The 20,396-nt window shown below is 45.1% G+C and carries 22 protein-coding genes, 1 tRNA gene and 1 other annotated feature; of the genes, 17 read left to right on the top strand and 6 right to left on the bottom strand.

The window, feature by feature from the left end:
• The first annotated feature begins 21 nt into the window (after positions 1–21).
• The 7 genes from H6F74_RS23185 (at position 22) to rplL (ending at position 3,875) form a co-directional block, all read left to right on the top strand.
• A tRNA-Trp gene (locus tag H6F74_RS23185) sits at positions 22–94 on the top strand.
• Positions 95–350: 256 nt separating this feature from the next.
• Positions 351–575, top strand: coding sequence for a preprotein translocase subunit SecE (gene secE, locus H6F74_RS23180; protein WP_190444501.1), 225 nt, complete (start codon positions 351–353; stop codon positions 573–575).
• Positions 572–1,231, top strand: a complete 660-nt coding sequence (gene nusG, locus H6F74_RS23175) for a transcription termination/antitermination protein NusG (protein ID WP_190444500.1) — start codon at positions 572–574, stop codon at positions 1,229–1,231. The genes secE and nusG overlap by 4 nt, the downstream gene beginning before the upstream one ends.
• Positions 1,232–1,240: 9 nt before the next feature.
• A complete protein-coding gene (gene rplK, locus H6F74_RS23170) occupies positions 1,241–1,666 on the top strand; it encodes a 50S ribosomal protein L11 (protein WP_190422940.1) in 426 nt (141 codons plus the stop codon).
• Positions 1,667–1,816: 150 nt separating this feature from the next.
• Positions 1,817–2,533, top strand: a complete 717-nt coding sequence (gene rplA, locus H6F74_RS23165) for a 50S ribosomal protein L1 (RefSeq protein WP_190444499.1) — start codon at positions 1,817–1,819, stop codon at positions 2,531–2,533.
• Between the two features lie 83 nt (positions 2,534–2,616).
• Positions 2,617–2,796 (top strand) — a sequence feature (ribosomal protein L10 leader region).
• Positions 2,797–2,840: 44 nt separating this feature from the next.
• Positions 2,841–3,404, top strand: coding sequence for a 50S ribosomal protein L10 (gene rplJ / locus H6F74_RS23160; RefSeq protein WP_190444498.1), 564 nt, complete (start codon positions 2,841–2,843; stop codon positions 3,402–3,404).
• Between the two features lie 72 nt (positions 3,405–3,476).
• The gene (gene rplL, locus H6F74_RS23155; protein ID WP_190444497.1) at positions 3,477–3,875 is read left to right on the top strand and encodes a 50S ribosomal protein L7/L12; all 399 of its coding nucleotides are present in this window, start codon (positions 3,477–3,479) and stop codon (positions 3,873–3,875) included.
• A gap of 304 nt (positions 3,876–4,179) precedes the next feature.
• On the opposite strand, the gene H6F74_RS23150 is transcribed toward rplL, so the two are convergent.
• Positions 4,180–4,644 carry a DUF2141 domain-containing protein gene (locus H6F74_RS23150; protein WP_190444496.1) on the bottom strand — a complete coding sequence of 155 codons (465 nt, stop codon included), beginning with the start codon at positions 4,642–4,644 and terminating at the stop codon, positions 4,180–4,182.
• Between the two features lie 78 nt (positions 4,645–4,722).
• The gene (radA, locus tag H6F74_RS23145; protein WP_190444495.1) at positions 4,723–6,252 is read right to left on the bottom strand and encodes a DNA repair protein RadA; all 1,530 of its coding nucleotides are present in this window, start codon (positions 6,250–6,252) and stop codon (positions 4,723–4,725) included.
• A gap of 264 nt (positions 6,253–6,516) precedes the next feature.
• On the opposite strand from radA, the gene rpaB reads away from it, so the two are divergent.
• The 4 genes from rpaB to H6F74_RS23125 all read left to right on the top strand — a co-directional run bounded on the left by rpaB (position 6,517) and on the right by H6F74_RS23125 (position 9,827).
• On the top strand, positions 6,517–7,245 hold the full coding sequence (gene rpaB / locus H6F74_RS23140; protein WP_190422928.1) for a response regulator transcription factor RpaB: 729 nt from the start codon (positions 6,517–6,519) through the stop codon (positions 7,243–7,245).
• Positions 7,246–7,325: 80 nt separating this feature from the next.
• Complete coding sequence (locus H6F74_RS23135) at positions 7,326–7,997, top strand: cofactor assembly of complex C subunit B (RefSeq protein WP_190444494.1); 672 nt, start codon at positions 7,326–7,328, stop codon at positions 7,995–7,997.
• A 68-nt stretch (positions 7,998–8,065) separates the two neighbouring features.
• On the top strand, positions 8,066–8,605 hold the full coding sequence (locus tag H6F74_RS23130) for a DUF456 family protein (protein ID WP_190444493.1): 540 nt from the start codon (positions 8,066–8,068) through the stop codon (positions 8,603–8,605).
• 118 nt (positions 8,606–8,723) lie between these two features.
• Positions 8,724–9,827, top strand: coding sequence for an acyl-CoA desaturase (locus tag H6F74_RS23125; RefSeq protein WP_190444492.1), 1,104 nt, complete (start codon positions 8,724–8,726; stop codon positions 9,825–9,827).
• Between the two features lie 239 nt (positions 9,828–10,066).
• Here the strand turns inward: H6F74_RS23125 and rfbB are convergent, their stop codons facing one another.
• Entirely contained in the window at positions 10,067–11,266 is a 1,200-nt protein-coding gene (gene rfbB / locus H6F74_RS23120) for a dTDP-glucose 4,6-dehydratase (protein ID WP_190444491.1), read from the bottom strand.
• 70 nt (positions 11,267–11,336) lie between these two features.
• On the opposite strand from rfbB, the gene H6F74_RS23115 reads away from it, so the two are divergent.
• Complete coding sequence (locus H6F74_RS23115; protein ID WP_190444490.1) at positions 11,337–11,921, top strand: CatB-related O-acetyltransferase; 585 nt, start codon at positions 11,337–11,339, stop codon at positions 11,919–11,921.
• 52 nt (positions 11,922–11,973) lie between these two features.
• Here H6F74_RS23115 and rfaE1 read toward each other — a convergent pair whose 3' ends face one another.
• The 3 genes from rfaE1 to H6F74_RS23100 form a co-directional block, all read right to left on the bottom strand.
• Positions 11,974–13,002 (bottom strand): D-glycero-beta-D-manno-heptose-7-phosphate kinase, encoded by a 1,029-nt coding sequence (rfaE1, locus tag H6F74_RS23110; protein WP_190444489.1) that lies wholly within the window; start codon positions 13,000–13,002, stop codon positions 11,974–11,976.
• 75 nt (positions 13,003–13,077) lie between these two features.
• Positions 13,078–14,721 (bottom strand): TonB family protein, encoded by a 1,644-nt coding sequence (locus H6F74_RS23105; protein WP_190444488.1) that lies wholly within the window; start codon positions 14,719–14,721, stop codon positions 13,078–13,080.
• A gap of 232 nt (positions 14,722–14,953) precedes the next feature.
• Positions 14,954–15,673, bottom strand: a complete 720-nt coding sequence (locus tag H6F74_RS23100; RefSeq protein ID WP_190444487.1) for a precorrin-2 C(20)-methyltransferase — start codon at positions 15,671–15,673, stop codon at positions 14,954–14,956.
• A gap of 27 nt (positions 15,674–15,700) precedes the next feature.
• Between H6F74_RS23100 and H6F74_RS23095 the strand changes: the two genes are divergently transcribed.
• The 5 genes from H6F74_RS23095 (at position 15,701) to H6F74_RS23075 (ending at position 20,277) form a co-directional block, all read left to right on the top strand.
• Positions 15,701–16,402, top strand: coding sequence for an alpha/beta fold hydrolase (locus H6F74_RS23095; protein WP_190444564.1), 702 nt, complete (start codon positions 15,701–15,703; stop codon positions 16,400–16,402).
• Between the two features lie 281 nt (positions 16,403–16,683).
• Positions 16,684–17,370: a cytochrome b N-terminal domain-containing protein gene (locus H6F74_RS23090; RefSeq protein ID WP_190444486.1), complete on the top strand. Its 687-nt coding sequence runs from the start codon at positions 16,684–16,686 to the stop codon at positions 17,368–17,370.
• Positions 17,371–17,528: 158 nt separating this feature from the next.
• Positions 17,529–18,131, top strand: coding sequence for a TerD family protein (locus H6F74_RS23085; protein WP_190444485.1), 603 nt, complete (start codon positions 17,529–17,531; stop codon positions 18,129–18,131).
• 93 nt (positions 18,132–18,224) lie between these two features.
• Positions 18,225–18,797, top strand: a complete 573-nt coding sequence (locus H6F74_RS23080; protein WP_190444484.1) for a TerD family protein — start codon at positions 18,225–18,227, stop codon at positions 18,795–18,797.
• A gap of 109 nt (positions 18,798–18,906) precedes the next feature.
• Positions 18,907–20,277, top strand: a complete 1,371-nt coding sequence (locus tag H6F74_RS23075) for a VWA domain-containing protein (protein WP_190444483.1) — start codon at positions 18,907–18,909, stop codon at positions 20,275–20,277.
• Positions 20,278–20,396: the final 119 nt, after the last annotated feature.

The following is a 20,396-nucleotide window of genomic DNA, read 5'->3' as shown; positions in this document are numbered from 1 at the left end:
ATCGCTCTGGCTTCCACCTGTGCGCTCTTAGTTCAGTTGGTAGAACGCAGGTCTCCAAAACCTGATGTCGGGGGTTCAAGTCCTCCAGGGCGCGCTCTCAGCACAAATCAGGACTGAGGACTGAGTAAAAAAGTGAAAAACTCAAGACCTTAGTTACAAAGCTCTGCCCGAAGGGATCTTTAGGGTTGGATAGCCAGCCTCAAAGATATAAACTTTCGGGTAGACTTATGTTGTGTGGGTAGTCATTCTCGTTTCAAGTTGAAACATTGAAAGGTTATAACAACATTTCAACCGTTAAAACGTTCAAACGCCAAGGGACAACCTACATCTGAATTCACGGGAGAGATAGTGTGGCAAAGAAAAACGAACCAGAAAGCACAGAAAAAAATCCTGGGTTTAACGTATCGAACTTTGTTCAAGAAACAAAAGAAGAACTGAACAAAGTTGTCTGGCCCAGTCGGCAGCAGTTGATCAGCGAATCTGCGGCTGTGCTGCTAATGGTGACTCTTTCGGCAACTATGATTTATCTTTTCGACGGTTTGTTTGCATGGGCAGCAAAGCAGGTGTTCGGATGAGTTATGCAGCGGACGACGATACACAAGATTTCGAGCAACGAGAAGAAAGCTCCAATGCGGCTGTAAAGTCTAGATGGTATGCTGTTCAGGTCGCCTCTGGATGTGAAAAGCGCGTCAAGACAAACCTGGAACAGCGCATTCAAACCCTGGATGTCGCAGAGCGAATTTTACAGGTAGAGATACCTCAAACCCCTACCGTAAAAACGCTCAAAGATGGCAGTCGCAAAACCTCGGAAGAAAAAGTTTTTCCAGGTTATGTTCTAGTCCGGATGCGGCTAGTTCCCGGACAAGAGGGTGAACTGGAGATGGACGACGAAGCTTGGCAGGTCGTCAAAAATACTCCAAACGTAATCAACTTTGTCGGGGCAGAACAAAAACGCCGCTACGGAAGAGGGCGCGGACACGTAAAACCGTTGCCGCTGAGTTTCTCGGAAGTGGAACGGATCTTTAAACAAACCACCGAACAGGCACCAGTAGTCAAAACTTATCTGGCTAATGGAGATAAAATTATCGTCCTTTCTGGCGCGTTTAAAGATTTTGAAGGCGAGGTAATTGAAGTCAGCCCAGAACGGAGCAAGCTGAAGGCGTTACTATCGATTTTTGGACGCAATACGCCAGTAGAATTGGAGTTTAATCAGGTTCAGAAACAAGGCTAAACAGTCAAGATGGCAAAGAAAGTTGTTGCGGTCATAAAACTAGCTCTAAATGCTGGGAAAGCTAACCCCGCCCCTCCGGTGGGGCCTGCTCTAGGTCAGCACGGTGTAAACATCATGGCGTTTTGCAAAGAGTACAACGCCAAAACATCTGACCAAGCGGGAATGGTGATTCCAGCAGAAATTTCAGTCTATGAAGACCGCAGTTTTACGTTTATTCTCAAGACACCACCAGCATCAGTTTTGATTCGCAAGGCAGCTGGCATTGAGCGCGGCTCTAACGAACCAAATCGGAAAAAAGTGGGGTCAATTACACGGGGGCAACTGCAAGAAATTGCCCAAACCAAACTACCTGACATCAATGCCAACGACATTGATGCGGCAATGAAAATTGTCGAAGGAACGGCTCGAAATATGGGCGTGACAATTTCGGATTAGTCACTGAACGTTAAAACGTTGTCAAGTTGTAAGGTTGTAAGGTTGTAAAAACTTGACAATTTTAAAACGTTAAAACGCCGAAGGACAACGGACAAACAACACTTTATCGGGGGAGAGGCGACACCTCGTTAGTGACCCCAGGAGAGAAATATGACAAAGAAACTATCTCGCAGACTTCAAGAACTGCAAAAGAAAGTTGAAGATCGAGTCTACCAACCGATAGATGCTCTAAACCTCTTAAAAGAGACAGCAACAGCAAAATTTTCCGAATCAGCTGAGGCACATATCCGGTTAGGAATTGACCCCAAGTATACCGACCAACAACTGCGAACCACGGTGGCTCTGCCTAAAGGAACTGGACAGACAATTCGAGTCGCTGTAATCGCTCGTGGGGAGAAGGTACAAGAAGCAAGCGCTAACGGTGCGGATATCGCCGGGTCTGAAGAGCTGATCGATGAAATCCAAAAAGGTATGATGGATTTCGACCTGCTGCTGGCAACCCCGGATATGATGCCACAGGTAGCAAAACTGGGACGTATGCTAGGCCCACGGGGTTTGATGCCTAACCCCAAAGGGGGGACGGTGACATTTGATTTGGCGGGTGCGATCGCAGAGTTTAAAGCTGGTAAGCTAGAATTCAGAGCAGACCGCACTGGCATCGTTCACGTTATGTTTGGCAAAGCTGCCTTCCCAACCGACGACTTGCTGGTGAATCTGAAAGCATTGCAGGAAACGATTGACCGCAACCGTCCAACCGGAGCCAAAGGTCGCTACTGGCGCACGATGTACGTATCGGCGACAATGGGGCCATCAATTCAACTTGACATCAACGCTCTGCGCGATTTTAAGTTCGGTGATGCTGCCTAAAATTTAGATTTCCTAGGGTGGGCTTCTTCCCAGCCTAGGAAAGGAAGGATACAAGGAGAAAAATTTCAAGATTTAAGCCCAATAAACTGAATAAGTACGCGCCGGAGACAGCAGGAGCGATCATATGCTTAATTTCCTGCTTAGGTTTGCGCCTTTATCGCATCAAGTATCAATCTTCTAGCCGCAAGTAGCATGGCAGAAGAGATATTAAGGATGCGATCGCTCCTACCCCGGCTTTACCACTGGGGTTTTTTATTGGGCTTTTGAAAGTTTGGCATTCTGCACTTAGTAAGGAGGTGAAACATAGATGGGTAGATCGCCAGAAAATAAGCGCGAGATTGTCGCTGATCTCAAAGAAACTTTGGATCAGTCCAATTTGGCACTTGTGATTAACTACCAAGGGCTAACCGTTGCTGATATTACTGACTTGCGGCGGCGACTGCGCCCAAGTGGCTCAGTGTGCAAGGTGGCGAAAAACACCTTCATGCGAATTGCCGTGGACGGTAACGACGCCTGGCAACCAATGACGGAATTGCTCACTGGGTCTTCCGCCTTCCTGCTAGTAAAAGACGACTTGAGCGGCGCTATCAAAGCTTATCAAGACTTCCAAAAAGCCACCAAGAAGACAGAACTTCGCGGCGGTGTCATGGAAGGTCGCTCTCTTAGTGAAGCTGATGTCAAGGCACTTGGTGACTTGCCCTCGAAGGAACAACTCATGGCGCAAATTGCTGGGGCGATCAATTCGTTGACAGCCAAGATTGCCATCGGTATCAACGAGGTTCCCGCTTCGCTGGCACGAGGTTTACAAGCGGTGTCCGACAAGCAAGAAGGTGGCAGCGCCGAGGGCGATGCTGCTGCTATAGATGCCTGATGACTAAAGTCAAGGGCGAAGGAAGTCCGCGCAGGCGGACTTCAAAACAATCAATTTTACTGGAGTTTATTCATGTCTGCTACAACCGATCAAATTCTCGACCAACTCAAATCACTGAGTCTACTGGAAGCTGCTGAACTCGTTAAGCAGATTGAAGAAGCCTTTGGCGTGAGTGCTGCTGCACCCGCTGGCGGCATGATGATGATGGCTGCTCCTGGTGCTGGTGGTGGTGCTGCTGCGGAACCAGTGGAAGAGCAAACTGCATTTGACGTGATTCTGGATGATGTTCCAGCTGATAAGAAGATTGCCATCCTCAAGGTGGTGCGGACTATCACTGGTCTGGGTCTGAAGGAAGCTAAGGATTTGGTGGAATCCACTCCTAAGCCAGTTAAGGAAGGCGCTGCCAAGGAAGAAGCTGCTGATATCAAGAAGCAGTTGGAAGAAGCTGGCGCGAAGGCTACTGTTAAGTAAGATTTGCGTTCCACCCCATAAGCGCCGACGACTAAAGGATACTATTGACGACTTCCGGATAAGATTTCTCTCCTAATAGGGGAGGTTCCGGTTTCCGCAACCCTTGTAAGGATTGCGGGACTAAGGTTAGGTTCTTGCGCCAACAGCATCCTGAAGTCAAGGGCGAACAAAAGAAGTCTTGCGTTGTGCGAGATTAATGACTCTCAAAGCCTGCAAAAGCAGGCTTTGTTTGTGTAACCCCAAATAGCTGTAGTTTAGGCAGATTTGGGACTTTGAGCTTCTAAATGACCGTATTGCACGGTATTTAACTATTGATCGAATATTTCATCATAATCTTGATATTGGTACTTTCTCCGGCAACAATTAACAGCGCTTCTCTATATTTGGCGGGGGCTGTGCCGACAAAGGGGTTATTAGAAAATCCAAATCCTTCTGCGGGAATACCTAAACTGTCTCGGTTTAGTTTTTTGTCTCCGTTCTGGTCGTGGTATACCGAGACAGCATAGCTGCCATATTTCAAGCCTCCTAACGTTACGGTAAGAGGACGTTTTGTTATTGGAAAACACTGTTTTTTAACAGCTTTTTCCGAATCGCTGGGAAATCCTCTGCTACCAGAAAAAATATTGAGACAAACTTCGCCTTGTTGATTTCGTAAGCCTTCGATTTCAATATTAATCTTACCTGTGTTCTGGGCGATCGCGTTCTGAGTCAGGGCGATGCAGCCTAAAACGGAAAGTACAAGGCCGCCAATCTTTATTTGATTTTTCATAACACTCCTCTAGTCATTAGTTAATCGCTAATTGAATCATGGCTTTTGAAGAATTAGCCATAATTCAACTAACACCTATCAATCTTCATCTTCTTCCAGCATTTCTTCATCAGCATGATGTTGAGGCGGAATTGCGGCAATGATAGCATCTATCACTTTTGCCACCGGAATAATTTCTAAACCGAGTTCTGGGAACTTTTGCCCTTTGGGAACAATGGCTTTTTTAAAGCCCAATTTAGCTGCTTCTTTCAGCCGTAGTTCCATTTGGGAAACTGCTCGAACTTGTCCGCCTAAGCCGACTTCACCGATTAAAACGGTGCTGGGATCGACAATGCGATCGCGAAAAGAAGCTACCACAGCGATCGCCATTCCTAAATCTACCGCAGGTTCTTCTACATTCAGTCCTCCGGCAGATGCAACATAAGCATCTAACTTAGATAAAGGTATGCCGACTCGTTTTTCCAAGACTGCCAAAATTTGCAGCAGTCGGTTATAGTCAACGCCAGTCGTAGAGCGTCGGGGAGAACTGTAGCTAGTGGGACTCACTAAGGCTTGCAGTTCTACCACAATCGGGCGAGTTCCTTCGCAGGCGACTACCAAGGCTGTACCGGGAACCACTTCGTCGCGGTTGCCTAAAAATAGCTCTGAGGGGTTAGAAACTTCTCGCAGTCCCCGGTCGATCATTTCAAAAACGCCGATTTCGTGAGTTGCACCAAAGCGGTTTTTTACTGAACGCAGGAGTCGGTGAGAAGCAAAGCGATCGCCTTCAAAATACAGTACCGTGTCTACCAAGTGTTCCAAAACTTTCGGCCCTGCGATCGCACCCTCCTTCGTTACGTGTCCCACAATCAACAGCGTGATATTCTCGCCTTTTGCCACCTTCATCAGCGCCGCAGTACATTCTCGCACCTGAGCCACCGAACCAGCCGCAGAAGTCAGAGACGGTAAGTAAATCGTCTGAACGCTATCAATCACCGCCACATTCGGTCTTAAAGCTTCCAACTCCCTAATAATCTCTTCTAAATCGGTTTCCGCCAGCACATATAAGTCCGCAGCCGCACCAGCGATGGATTTCACAGGAGCCTCTACAGATACAGCAGGCTCCACCTCGACAGATGCGCCGCCATTTTCTTCCTCATCCGGATTGGTGTTTGCGACACCCAAGCGAGAAGCCCGCAGCTTCACCTGTTGTCCCGACTCTTCCCCACAGACATAGAGAATGCGATACCTCTGCGCCAGCTGATTCGCCGTTTGCAGTAGCAGCGTTGATTTACCAATCCCAGGATCGCCACCAATCAACACTAAAGAGCCGGGAACAATTCCCCCCCCCAGTACGCGATCTAATTCGTCATACCCAGAACTCCATCGCTCCTGATGGTTGTCGGTAATTTGCGCGAATGTCAGAGATGCTCTGGCCTGGGGGATTTTGGCGGCTGATTTGCCGTTGCGCTGCGAACTCTGCAAACCCCGACTGGGATGGGAAGCAGACTGTGGCAAGAACTGTTCTTCTAGAGAGTTGTAGGTGCCGCAGGAGGGACACCTGCCAAACCATTGTGAAGCTTCTGCCCCACATTCGTTGCAGACATAGTTGGTTTTAGGCTTTGCCATTTTTAGGAACTATAGGCTACAGCTAGGAGCCAGGAAATAAAGTTGGTAGAGACTCAAATTTTGCCTCTGCCCAAAGTCTAACGTCCAAACTCAAATATTTATTGTTAAAGAATCTTAATATTGTATAAATATTAAGAAAGTATAAAAAGCTGTAACAGTGGGAATTTCAGGCGTTACAAACTGACTAAATTGAATGATATCTTAATGTAATAGCACTCAAATTTACGATTAGAAATCGGACTTAAGGAAGGAGCGTTCACGAGCTTGGAAAGCCATAAAGAAAAAATCCTGGTAGTTGACGACGAAGCCAGCATCCGCCGCATTCTGGAAACACGCCTTTCCATGATTGGCTACGATGTCGTGACTGCTGCCGATGGAGAGGAAGCACTGGATACCTTTCGCAATGCCGAGCCTGACTTGGTAGTTTTGGACGTGATGATGCCAAAGCTTGATGGCTATGGCGTTTGTCAGGAATTGCGGAAGGAATCGGATGTGCCAATTATTATGCTAACTGCTCTAGGTGATGTTGCTGACCGCATCACCGGATTGGAGCTGGGAGCAGATGACTACGTTGTGAAGCCCTTTTCGCCAAAAGAGCTGGAAGCACGTATCCGTTCGGTGTTGCGACGAGTGGATAAAACTGGGGCAACGGGGATTCCCAGTTCTGGTGTCATCCATGTGGGAAATATCAAAATTGACACCAATAAGCGACAAGTTTACAAGGGCGATGAGCGAATTCGGCTTACTGGGATGGAGTTCAGCCTACTGGAATTGTTAGTCAGCCGTTCTGGAGAGCCTTTTTCCCGTTCTGAGATTTTGCAGGAGGTTTGGGGTTATACGCCAGAACGCCACGTAGATACTCGCGTGGTAGATGTACATATCTCGCGGTTGAGAGCTAAGTTGGAAGATGACCCCAGTAATCCGGAGTTGATTCTGACGGCACGAGGCACTGGCTATCTGTTCCAGCGAATCATTGAGCCAGATGAACTGTGAATTTGAAAAGTTGGAAAGTTGAAACTTGAAAGTTATTCAAACTTTTAACGTTTCAATTAACCTTCAACCCTTAAGCAAGTATGGCTAAACCAGATCAAAATCAGGTTTTGCGGCAGCTGCCCATTGTTGTCGGTGGGTTGGCGAGTGTGCTGCTGCTGATTAACCGTTTGTTGACACCCCAGCTAACCCAATCCCAAGCTCGTTCTGATGCGCTGGGTGTGATTATTAGTGCGTTGCTGATTTTGACGGGTTTATTATGGCAGCAGGTGCAGCCGCGATCGCCTGATGTTGTTGAACTGATCGGCAAGGAGGGGTTTGAACTAGCGCCAGACTTGCCGGAAGCAGTGAAAACAGAGTTGGCTTGGGCTTCGCATCTGTTGCTGACCAATACGGTGACGCGATCGCTTGTCGTTTGGTACAAAGGACAAGTGCTATTGCGTCGGGGTATCTTGGGTGTCAACCCGGAAGTAAAACCGGGAGCGATTTTGCAGCGAGTGCTGGAAAAACAAAAGCCAGTTTATCTAGTGTCGCTAAAGATATACCCTGGACAGATTGAATTTGACTATCTTCCAGAGAATACTCAAGGTGTAATCTGCCAGCCTATAGGCGATCGCGGTGTGCTGATTTTAGGTGCTAATGCTCCTCGCAGTTACACCAAGCAAGATGAAAACTGGATAGCTGGGATTGCCGAAAAATTAGATTTCACTCTCAGCTCTCATTTAGATAATGCTTATAAAGTCCCCAGCGAATAGAACTCGCGGCTATACCAGGCATCTTTATAAACACCTTCTTAAAAAATGTCGCAACCCCTGGAATTAAAATGTCCCTACCACTTCTCTATTGGCTACTTGTTGCTGTCATGGTTGTTGGCATTATCGGCGCAGTGGTTCCCGGCATTCCCGGAACCAGCTTGATTTTAATTGCCATTTTAATCTGGGGAGCCATTCAAGGTTTTAGTACTGTGGCTGTACCGCTGGGCGTTACTATCGTGGTATTAATCCTGGGCATTGGCATTGATTTCTTCGCTAGCTATTTGGGGGCGCAACGAGCTGGCGCTAGCAAGTGGGGGCAAATTGGTGCCATTGTCGGCTTGGTGGTAGGCTTTTTGGGATTATTGCCCGCTTTCCTGGTTGCGGGGCCATTGGTGGGGATTCTGGTTGGGCCATTACTGGGGGCGATTATTGGGGAATTTCTCTATCGCCGCGACTTGGAACTGGAGCCTAGATTTAAGCTATCGCTGAAAGCTGGTGTAGGCATTGTAGTCGGTTCCCTAATTGGGAATGTGATTCAGGGATTGTTAGCGATCGCCACAGTTGTCGTTTTCCTCTTCACAACTTGGCCTTTTGGTGCTGGAGCATAATAAATTTAGTAATCTATGTCTTTAGGGCAATCTTAATAGTTTTCCCAGATTTTGCGCTGCATCGCCACCGTAAAAGACGTTATACTATTACGGTTATTTATGCATAATTGGTTACTGAATGCAGTCAAAAGTCACTTTCTCAAAAGCAGTTGGATTCAGAAAAGAACTCAATCGAAGAGTTGAAGCTTATTTTGAATCGGAAAGTATTAAACAGCGAGATAATTTCGCCATGTATTTCAAAGGCGTAATTTGCTTAACATGGATGATTTCCACTTGGGCATTTATTATCTTCGTACCTAGCGATTCATGGATTAAACTCCTTGGATGTGTAGTTCTTGGAATTTCAATGGCTGCAATCGCCTTTAATATTGGGCATGATGCTAATCACGGTGGTTACTCGAATAACCAAAATGTTAATAAGATACTCAGTTTAGCTACCGATTTATTAGGAGTCTCCAGTTATTTATGGAGATATCGTCATAATGTTCTTCATCATACTTATACAAATATAGTTGATCATGATGTGGACATAGATGGTGAAGGCTTGGTGAGAATGTCTCCCGAACAGGAGTATCGATGGTTTCACCGCTTTCAGCAGTTTTACATTTGGATACTATACGGGTTTGTACCTCTTCATGGATTTATCTATGATTTCTATGTTCTGCTAATCAAGCGTAACTACATTAATCATGGAATCCCTACACCGAAAAAGAGCGATTTAATAACGTTTTTTAGCTTTAAAGCTTTTTGGCTAGCCTATGTTATTGGTGTACCTTTAATGTTGGGATATTCGCCAATCGAAGTAATTTTGGGTGTTGTTACAACTTACATGACGGTTGGTGTAATTATGGGTTTTGTATTTATACTTGCCCATGTAGTAGACACAGCAGATTTCTTAACACCATCTCCTGAGACAGGAAGAATAGATGATGAGTGGGCGATTTGCCAAGTACGCACCACAGTAGATTTTGCCCCAAAGAATCAGGTTTTAAACTGGTATCTCGGCGGTTTAAACTTTCAAGTTGTTCATCATCTTTTTCCTCATATCTGCCATATTCATTACCCGAAACTGGCAGAAATTGTCGAAGAAGTATGCGGTGAATTTGGAATTGAATATAAGGTTCATGAAACATTGGGCGAAGCGATCGCTTCCAATTACCGCTGGTTGAAAGCGATGGGAACTCCGCCTAAGATGGCTGAGGCTACCAGTGGGGTAAATTAAGGTTCAATCGCTTTACCTATAGCGTTTCTCAGTTGGGTGGAATGTATCGCGGTTCTGACATTTTCGCTACTTTGATAGGGACGTGGCAATGCCATGTCCCTATAGATGTATTGCGCCCAACCCTTGAATTTCTATAGTTACTTCCAGCTCCGAAATTAGTAACTCTGGAGATTGGGTTTAGCCTACTCAATCTCGGTAATGTAATACTTATCTTTAACAAAGAAATTATTCCTGTAAACCTATAATACGTAAACTTGGCGATAGTATTCCTGATACTTCTCAGACAGCAACGGTTCCCACCAATCGCGGTGAGTGAGATACCATTCAACGGTGCGACGCAAACCAGTTTCAATAGTTACAGAAGGTGTCCAACCTAACTGAGTTTTCAGCTTAGTGCTATCAATTGCATAACGTCTGTCATGTCCTGGTCTATCCTTAACAAAAGTAATCAAATTGCTGGAAGGACGCACTGGCAAATCGGCAGCTAATTCATCCATTAGCTGACACAACATCTTAACTAAGTCGATATTTTTAACTTCGTTATTGCCACCAATGTTGTAAGTTTCGCCTATTTTACCGCGATGAATTATGACATCTAAAGCTTGACAATGATCGTCTACAAAAAGCCAATCCCGCAGATTCTGCCCATCTCCATAAACAGGTAATTTTTTCCCCATTAAGATGTTGATGCACATCAGGGGAATGAGTTTTTCTGGAAACTGATAAGCACCGTAATTGTTAGAGCAATTTGTGATGATAGTTGGTAACTTGTAGGTGTGATAATAGGCGCGGACTAAGTGATCGCTTCCCGCTTTGGACGCTGAGTAGGGACTGTTAGGGGCGTAGGGCGTGGTTTCTGTAAAAGGCGGATCTTCGGGCGCGAGGCTTCCGTAGACTTCATCGGTGGAAATGTGGAGGAAAATCCCCCTCTGCCCGTTTGGATAAGCCAAATCGAACGATTTAGAATTCTCTTGTAGGGAAGGGGGAATAAGCTGCTCTCCTTGTTGGAGAGGGGTTGGGGAGCCAGCGCCTTGCGGGGGTTCCCCCCGTTGTGGCGGCTGGCGGGGAGACGTTAACCGATGGTGGCGGAAGGCTTCTAATAAAGTGAAAGTGCCAACTACATTGGTTTGAACAAATGCACCTGGGCCTAAAATAGACCTGTCAACGTGAGATTCAGCGGCAAAATGGGCTATTGTGTCGATATTTTCTTCTTGTAGTAGAGTATCAACGAGAGCGCGATCGCATATATCTCCCTGAACAAACCGAAAATTTTTTCCTCCCTCCAAAGCCAAATTACCCAGATTTCCCGCATAAGTAAGCGCATCCAGAACCACCACGCGATCGCTTGGGTAAGCATTACACCAATAATGCACAAAATTCGAGCCAATAAAACCCGCCCCCCCAGTCACTAATAAGCTGCGATGGTTTTTAAAAGGCATAATTACTTTTAAATACTGATTATTTCAATTTAGTATAATTGCAAAATTTAACATTTTTACCCAGAGCTTTATGACCTATTACGAGTATTTATCACCTTCGTCAGAATGGTTAGCACCAAAAATAGAAGATAGTCGAATTACAGTTGGCGATCATACTTACGCAAGCAGTCGGATTAAATTTGCCTTGTGGAACCCCGAAGAAAAAATTCAGATTGGCAAGTTTTGCTCTTTTGCTAAAGATGTGATAATTTTCGGGGGAGGAGAGCATTTTATCTCTAGAGCTACAACATACCCCCTGCAATGGTTTTTATCTGAAACTAAATCTTATGACCGCAATTTAGACGGAACAACTAAAGGCACCACAGTCATTGAAAATGATGTTTGGATTGGCTACGAAGCAACAATCATGTCAGGTGTCAAAATCGGTAATGGCGCAGTCATAGGAGCAAAAGCAGTTGTAGCCAAAGATATTCCAGATTATGCGATCGCAATTGGCAACCCAGCTAAAGTTATCCGTTATCGATTCAAACCCGAAACTATAGCGCGTCTCTTAGAATTACGATGGTGGGACTGGGATATTCAGAAGATAACCGCCAACATGGATTTACTTTACACAAATCCCGACAACTGGCCCCAAGACCTTCACTTCCTCTAAACCCCAGCAAAACCCACCAGCCCTCTTCTAAACTCCTCCCTCTCTTGTTGGTTTACTCCTCCTCCAACAACCCCAACAAAGCCGCCTTCATCTCCTCCGGGCTTGTCGTCGCTGTTCCAAACTGACGCACCACAATACTCGCCGCCAAATTTCCCAACACCGCCGCCTCCCAAAAAGAGGCCCCACATACTAAACCCAACGTCAGCGCCGCCACCACCGTATCGCCAGCACCAGTAACATCAAATACATCGGTACGGTTAAAAGCTGGTATGTGCTGCTGTGTTCCATCGCGGTCAAAAAGACTCATTCCCTCCTCACCGCGAGTAATCAGCATTTGCTGCGCCTGCGTCAAGTTAAGGAGGTCGCGCCCAGCTTGGGTGACGGCTGAGGGAGAAGCGATCGCATATCCCACAGCCTGCTCAGCCTCCGGCAAATTCGGTGTAAACAGCGTTGCCCCTTGGTATCTTTGGAGACTTACTTGGGCATCCACAATCGTTTGCCGATGACACAACGCCGCCTCAATTACAGGCTGGGTAAACACGCCATCCCCATAATCCGAGCAAACCACCGCATCCACCGTTTCCAGTTGTTGCCGAATATACTCAGCAAGCTGGATCTGTAAATCTGGATCAGGTAACTCATCGGATTTCCGGTCAACTCTTACAATCTGTTGAGTCACCGACTGTCGCGCATGACCAGAAATCCGCGTTTTAGTTACCGTTGGACGCGGGGGATCGAGTAACATTCCACTGGTATCAATTCCAGCCGTCTCAAAAATCTGACGCAGCGCCTGTCCTTGGTCATCCTTCCCCACCAGTCCAGCCACCTTCACCTGCGCCCCTAGCTTCGCCAAATTATACACAGCATTGGCTCCACCTCCAGGCACTTGCCGGGTGTTTTCGTGGCGGAGAATTAATACTGGGGCTTCTCTGGAAATTCTTTCTACCTGTCCGGTAAGAAATTCATCCAAAGTTAAATCACCAACTACCAGCACTCGCGCCTGGGTAAATTTATCCAACAAATCGAACAATCGCTTAGCTGAAGACTTCAGCTGAGGCATAAATGAAGCATCCAAAGCCATAGAGGAAGTTGCAAAAGTTCAAGGGTTTATTATGCTGTATGTCGCTCTTAAATAAATGCTTAACCCCTGATTCTTTTAATTCTCCGTTGGAGTTGGCGACTCTTCCGGTTTAAACGACTCTTCCGGTTTGGGAGAAGCTTCCGGTTTGGGCGACTCTTCTGGCTTGGCTTCGGCTTCGGGTTTAGTAGAAGTTTCCGGTTTGGGAGAAGCTTCCGGCTTAGTAGAAGCTTCCGGTTTGGCTTCGGCTTCGGGTTTAGTAGAAGTTTCTGGTTTAGTAGAAGCTTCCGGTTTAGTAGAAGTTTCCGGTTTGGGGGACTCTTCGGGTTTAGTAGAAGTTTCCGGTTTAGGAGAAGCTTCCGGTTTGCGCGACTCGTTGGGTCTGCTTAACTCTTCAGGTTTGGCTTCGGTTTCTGGTTTAGGAGAAGTTTCTGGTTTTGTTGATGCTTCCGGTTTAGGAGAAGCTTGCGGTTTTGACGATTCTGGAGTTCTTGTAGAAGTGCGATCGCGTGGTGCAGAACTCACCTGGGGACAATCTTCCTTGTTGTAGTCAAACTGCACACCCACCATGTAAGCTTGTTCTTCACCCGTTGGTTTAAATTTATAGTTCTTAACAACCTCCTGAGCTTTTTTATTCAAAATGCGATCGCCTGAACTCTGAAGCAGATCCGGCTGTCCGATTGGGTTTCCATTAGCATCTGCCAAAGCTGCAACCTTAGCAGTACCTTCGCGCTGCATGAAGCAGGCATCTTTAGGATAGCTGGCAACGATTGTCATCTCTTGCCAATCACGTTTTCCCCGTTCTGTCAACCAACGAGCGCCTTTTATTTTTCCGTCATTATCACTGGAGCTGATTTCATCTTCTTTAAAATCTTGTCGTCGCAGTCGTTGATCTGCCAGCAGTTGCGACACTCGCGCCTGCGCTAGCTCTTGCGGGGATGTCCGTTGTTCAGGAGTAGCCGAAGGTCGTGGTTCAGTAGTAGCAGAAGATGGTGGTTGGGGATTAGCAGAAAATTGTGGCTCAGTAGTCGCAGAACGTTGTTCGGGATTAGGAGAAAACTGTGGTTCGGGATTAGGAGAAAATTGTGGTTCGGGATTAGGAGAAAATTGTGGTTCGGGATTAGTAGAAGGTTGTGGCTCCACAAAAGGAGGTGGCGGAAGCTTGGAAATATCGAACTGCTCAGACTGGACACCCGATGGCAACCTTCCAGACTGACGAATGCGATCGCGCCAGTCAAACTTCCGGGGATCTGGCGGTGTATAACGAGGTAGAGCGGAGGGAGCCGCTGAAATTTTGAAAGAGTCTCCCCTTGTTCTTATCTGAGGCGGCGCGCCCGGTATCCGCAAAATATCAGACGGGATTGTTACACTAGGCGGGGGCAGCGCGTCAGCCAGCGATGGATAATTGTTGGGAATATTAGGGATAGGCGGCAGCGCGTCAGACGACGGCGGCGGCAAAGGCGGGAACATCCCGGTTGGGTTAGGAAGAGGCAGCGCTACAGGCGGCGGAGCAAGTTGCGGGATACGGCTTTGTTCTGCCGGAGTTAACTGCACTACTTTGACAGTTCCTCGCGGCTTCTGCTCCTCCGGGTTAGACGATGCAGATAAACTGGGCAGAGTGTATGCCAATACTCCGTGAAGGCCCACGGAAGCCAAGGCGGCAATCACAGGCGGTTGAGAAACCTTTCCAGGCAGGTCTTTAATGAATGATAGATGAGACATAGCAGGTTTTTTTTACACTCCTCAGCGATGGGATAGGCTGGGAATCAGGTCAAATGATTCGCGCTTATATAGCAGGCGATCGCGCTCGTAAAGATGCACACGCTTTTTATATTAGTTTCAGATTTTGAATTTGAATCTCAATGTTTAAAGTCCAGAGTACCTGAAATCTTAATTTTATTTTCTGGCTCTTTAGGAAAGACCGCAGCCAATGCTCAGAAGTTGCCAGTTGCCTTCAATTAAGTGATTTAGTGACTTGGACAATTAACACCGAAAAGTAGGGTAACTTCAAATTAGGGCGAAGTCTTAACCCCGCATAAACCACCTGATCCGGTAAAGTTGCTCGTTCCACCACATAAGCTTGCTCCAGCAAGCCGCGCTGCTGCAAAACTTTCCAAACCTGCTCGTAAACTGAACTTACCTTCATCAACACCACCACATCTGCCCAATCCAGCACCGCTTCCAATTCTCCTACAGTGTAGAGCGCTGGTAACACAACTAAGCGTTGAGCGCGAATCGTCAAAGGAATGCCCAAAACTGCCGCCGCCGCCATTGGCGAACAAATTCCCGGAATAGTCTGCACTACGACTTTCGGATGCAGTTGTTGCAGCGCTTGTGCCAAATAGGTAAACGTGCTGTAGAAACTCACATCGCCTTCCGAGACAAAAGCGACATCTTGACCTAATTCTAAATATTGCCAAACTCGTTCGGCAGCTGCTTGCCAAGCCTCGGCCAAAATGTCATTATCCTGCACGTAAGGAAAACTCAAAGCCAGCTGCACTTGGCTGGAATTGAGCCATTGTGCCACCATCTGCTGAGCCATTCCTGGCTTACCTTGTACGCCTGCGGGAAAAGCAACTATCGGCACTCGTTGCAGAATACCGAGTCCTTTAACAGTAATCAATTCAGGGTCGCCGGGGCCAACGCCAATACCGTAGAGTATGCCTGGTTGCACAATAGAATTTACAATCCCAAATTTAACATCGTGTTGCCTACAGTCATTTTGCCCGGATATTTGGAAGGCGCGATCGCCTACCGTCAACTAGAACAATCTTTACAACAGCTGGGTTTTCCCGCGGTCACAGTCCCCTTGCGCGGTCGGGATTGGTTCCCCACCGTGGGAGGCCGGTCGATGATTCCCATTTTGCGGCAACTCGACCGCACGGTAAAACAAATGTTGCAGCAATACAACGTTTCTCAGATTAACCTAATCGGTCACTCAGCAGGCGGCTGGATTTCTCGCATCTATCTGGGAGAAACACCTTACTCGATTCACAAAGATGTCACCGATGACGCTGGACTTTGGCACGCTCACCCCAATGTTGCCACTTTGCTAACTTTGGGAACACCTCATATCAGTGGCGAACGCTGGACTAAAAAAAATCTAGATTTTGTCAAAATCAACTATCCCGGAGCCTTTTACCCAAAGGTGCGCTATGTCTGTGTCGCTGGTAAGTCCATTTACGGTGCAAGGCGTCCTGGTCAGTGGCTAGCATACAGCAGTTATAAATTAACTTGCGGAGTCGGTAACACCTGGGGAGACGGGATTACCCCGATTGAAGCTGCACATTTAGAGGGAGCAACCAATCTGGTAATAGAAGGTGTGAAACATTCTCCCAGAACCCCTGGTATTTGGTACGGTTCGCCAGAGCCTTTTAAGACTTGGGTTCCGTATTTGGCATAATGCCAGTTTTGAGAAACCCATTTTCTCAAAGATTAAAGTTCGTAGGTTGGATTGACGTAGGAAACCTAACATCTGCATAGGTTACGCCGTCGCTAACCCATCCCACAAATAATTAATCACACTTACTTATTGGGTTGGGTTTCCTTCCAAGGGCCAACCTAAACTCACTCTTGTTCAAACTCTGTCTGAAGATATACGCACTTAGAACAATTACTTCCCTGAATGCCATCGTTAATATATTACTAAATGTAAAGTTTTAGTTAAGAAAAGTAAATTTAACGATGAATACCGAGAAGTATGAATTCATTTTCCGGCGGCTGGCGACAATCTTGGCAGTCTCTATTCTTACATTAAGCTTGAGTGCAGCTTTTACGGGTATTTTGTTAGCTTTTTACTACGAACCATCTGCCGGAGGCGCTTACGAATCTTTAAAGAATATTGCAACTGAAGTTCCCAATGGTTCGCTAATTCGTGACGTTCACGATATTGCTGGAAATGGGGTAATTGTAGTCTCCCTAATCGAAATAGTAGTGATGTTTCTGGGGAGGAAATTTACAAAAAGCTGGTTAACTGGGTGGATTAGCGTAATTTTCTTTACTTTAAATGCGATCGCGCTGGCATGGACAGCTATGATACTCGATTGGAGTCAGCTAGGCTACTGGCGTTTAAGCATCGAATTGCAAACCATCGAAGCGATTCCTTTTATTGGTTCCCAGCTGCGAGACATCCTTACTGGCGGCGGCGCGATAAGCACAGCAACTGTGGAACATCTATATACAATACACAGCTACATTTTATCTGTGAGCGCGATCGCGATCGCTATCACTCATCTCGGCGCACTACTGGTGCAGGAAAGACAGCAAACGCGGCTTCAAATGGAATTAAAAGCTATATCTTCAACCTCAGAGCCAGATTTAACTCAAGCAGAAATTGATTCAAACTCCCTAACTCTCACCAACAAAGATTAAAAATTTAAAGTTTCATTTCAGACTCAAACATTGACAGAAAGAAAATAATGTGCCATTCTGCTAGGTGATTGCAGCTTGTTTCCCAAGTATGAGAAAATTACTTATCATAAACACAAGAGCTTTTTCAGCACTAACCTAATATATTTGGGATAATTTAGATGGGTATCAACCTACAAAAAGGGCAACGAATCTCACTCTCCAAAGAAGCCCCAGGACTAACCAAACTCATGTGTGGGCTAGGATGGGATGTAGCAAAAAGCACGGGCGGCGGTTTGTTTGGAGCTTTCAGCAACACTCAAGACTGCGACTTGGATGCCTCAGTAATCTGTTTAGATCAAAATGACAAACTAAAAGATAAAGCTAACATCGTTTTCTTTGGCAACTTATCCCACCAATCAGGAGCAATTACCCATCTGGGTGATAATCTCACAGGTGCAGGAGAAGGCGATGATGAGCAGATTCTTGTAGATTTAGCTCGGCTACCAAAGGAGATTGTGAAACTTGTTTTTACGGTTAATATTTACCACTGTATTGAGCGTAAACAAGACTTTGCACAAGTAAAAAATGCTTTTGTCCGTCTGGTAAATACCTCTAATAATCAAGAACTTGCCAAGTATAATTTGTCGGGTGCTGAATACAAAGGAATGACCGGGATGATTATGGCTGAAATTTACAATCGTAACAACGAGTGGAAAATGGCAGCCATTGGCAATGGTGTTAGCGTTAATGGGTTACATGAACTCGTGCAAGCCTATGCTTAACCATTCGTTAAGCAGCTAGCCCGATAATTATTGAGTAATTAAACTCAATGTCAACTCTGAATAAAAGTCGTTTTGTAGCAAGAGGCAGTAATTATGTCAATTAACTTAAGCAAAGGCGAAAGAATCAATCTCTCAAAAGAAGCACCTAGCATGAAAAATGCGGGTATTGGCTTGGGATGGGATATCAACGCCACAGATACAGGTTCAGCTTTCGATTTGGATGCTTCTGTATTTATGTTGGGAGCTAACGGAAAAATTCCTAACGAAAAATACTTTGTATTCTATAACAACTCAACATCACCAGACAGTTCTGTAAAACATCAGGGAGATAGCAGAACTGGCGAGGGTTCAGGGGATGACGAAACGGTTCAAATTGATTTGAGCAAAGTTGATGCTTCAGTTCAAGAAATAGTTTTTGTTGTGACTATCCATGAAGCAGATCAAAGAAAGCAAAACTTTGGGCAAGTGAGAAACTCTTACATCAGAATTTACGACAATACCACAGAAAAACAAATTGCTAAGTATGAATTAGATGAAGATGCTTCGGCAGAAACTGCAATTGAATTTGGCAAGCTTTACAGAAAAGATGGTGAATGGAGATTCCAAGCTGTCGGCGCTGGTTATAAATCAGGCTTGCAGAGTTTTGTAGACAAATACGCTTCTTAATAGCTAGTTAAGGAGTTAATAAACAAAAAGGGGGATTTATTGTTGCCCCCTTTTTTGACCAAATACTTAACTTAGTCGCCAGAATTTACCTATAAAGGATATATCAAAAATGGAAATTGAATTAGCCAAAGGTGGCAGGTTTAATCTTTCTAAAGAAGCTCCAGATTTAAAAAATGTTTCTATTGGCTTGGGTTGGCAAATAAGTCAAAATGGGCAAACTTATGATGTAGATGCTTCTGTGTTCATGTTAGGTGTAGATGGCAAAGTTCCTGATGAAAGATACTTTGTGTTCTACAACAATCTTCAATCGCTTGATGGTTCTTTAAGACACTCAGGAGATAATAGAACCGGAGAAGGCAACGGAGATGATGAAACGATTTATGTTGATATTAAAAAAATAAATCCGATTATTCAAGAAATAGTTTTTGTTGTCACAATTCACGAAGGACAGGAAAAAAATCAAAATTTCAGCCAAATTAAAAACGCATTTATCAAAATTTATAACCCAGAAACAAAAAGGTCTTTGGCTCGGTACAATTTGAGAGAAGCTTTTTCCCAAGAGACAGCTTTGGAATTTGGACGATTGTATAAAAAGGACGGTGAATGGAAATTCCAAGCAGTAGGAGAAGGTTATAATACGGGTTTGAAAAGTTTTGTAGATAAGTATATCGTCGAAACTAAACCAAAAGAAAATAAACTAGAGCCTAAAGTAGAAGTTCCTGTAATAGCGCCCACTCAAAATTCTCAATTGCAACCTATCAATATTACAAAAAAAGCCAACATTAGTTTGTTAAAAACAAAAGTAGATATTGTTCTAACCAAAAAAGGTATTACTAATGTCGTAGCACAAGTTGCTTTGGTTTTAGATATTTCTGGCTCTATGCTCCAACAATATACTTCTGGTGCAGTACAAGCTTTTCTTGAAAGAATAGTTCCAGTTGCTAGCAGGCTAGATAATGATGAAAGCTTAGACGTTTGGTTTTTTGGCTCAACATTCAAAAGGACAAAATCAGTAAAAGAAACGAATGTTGATGGTTACATTCAAGAAGCATGTGGAGAGAGCAAGAGAACTTTCCTTATTTTAAAAACCCCTTCTCTGATGAAAGAACTAGGTTTTGGAAATAATGAAGCCTTAGTCATCCAAGATGTAATCAAGAAGTACACTCAAGAAATGCCTAATAAGCTACCTACGTTTATTGTGTTTCTTAGTGATGGAGGCGTTACTGATGAACAAGGAATTAAAAAAGCTGTGGTTGATGCAGCAAAATACCCTATATTTTGGCAATTTGTTGGCTTGGCTGGTTCTAATTATGGAATTTTGGAAAAATTAGACACGATGGCTGGTCGTATCGTTGATAACGCCGACTTTTTTCATGTAGATGATTTAGGAAAAATAACTGATGAGCAATTGTATGAAAGACTGCTAAATGAATTTCCGAGTTGGATTAAAAAGGCAAGGGCGAAAGGTATATTAAAGTAGGAATTACGCGGTTATTGTAAAAGTAGCTAAAAAAAAATTACCATAGAAATTCTTTATTATAAATGAATGTCTTTGTAATATCGTCTAGACTTTACCAGACCCACTCGTAAGCTTAAAGC

The sequence above is a fragment of the Trichocoleus sp. FACHB-90 genome, from assembly GCF_014695505.1.
In the GTDB taxonomy this organism is placed as follows: domain Bacteria; phylum Cyanobacteriota; class Cyanobacteriia; order Cyanobacteriales; family FACHB-T130; genus Funiculus; species Funiculus sociatus.
Note: the sequence above shows the minus strand (reverse complement) of the source record. Positions and strands in the feature narration are given on the sequence as shown.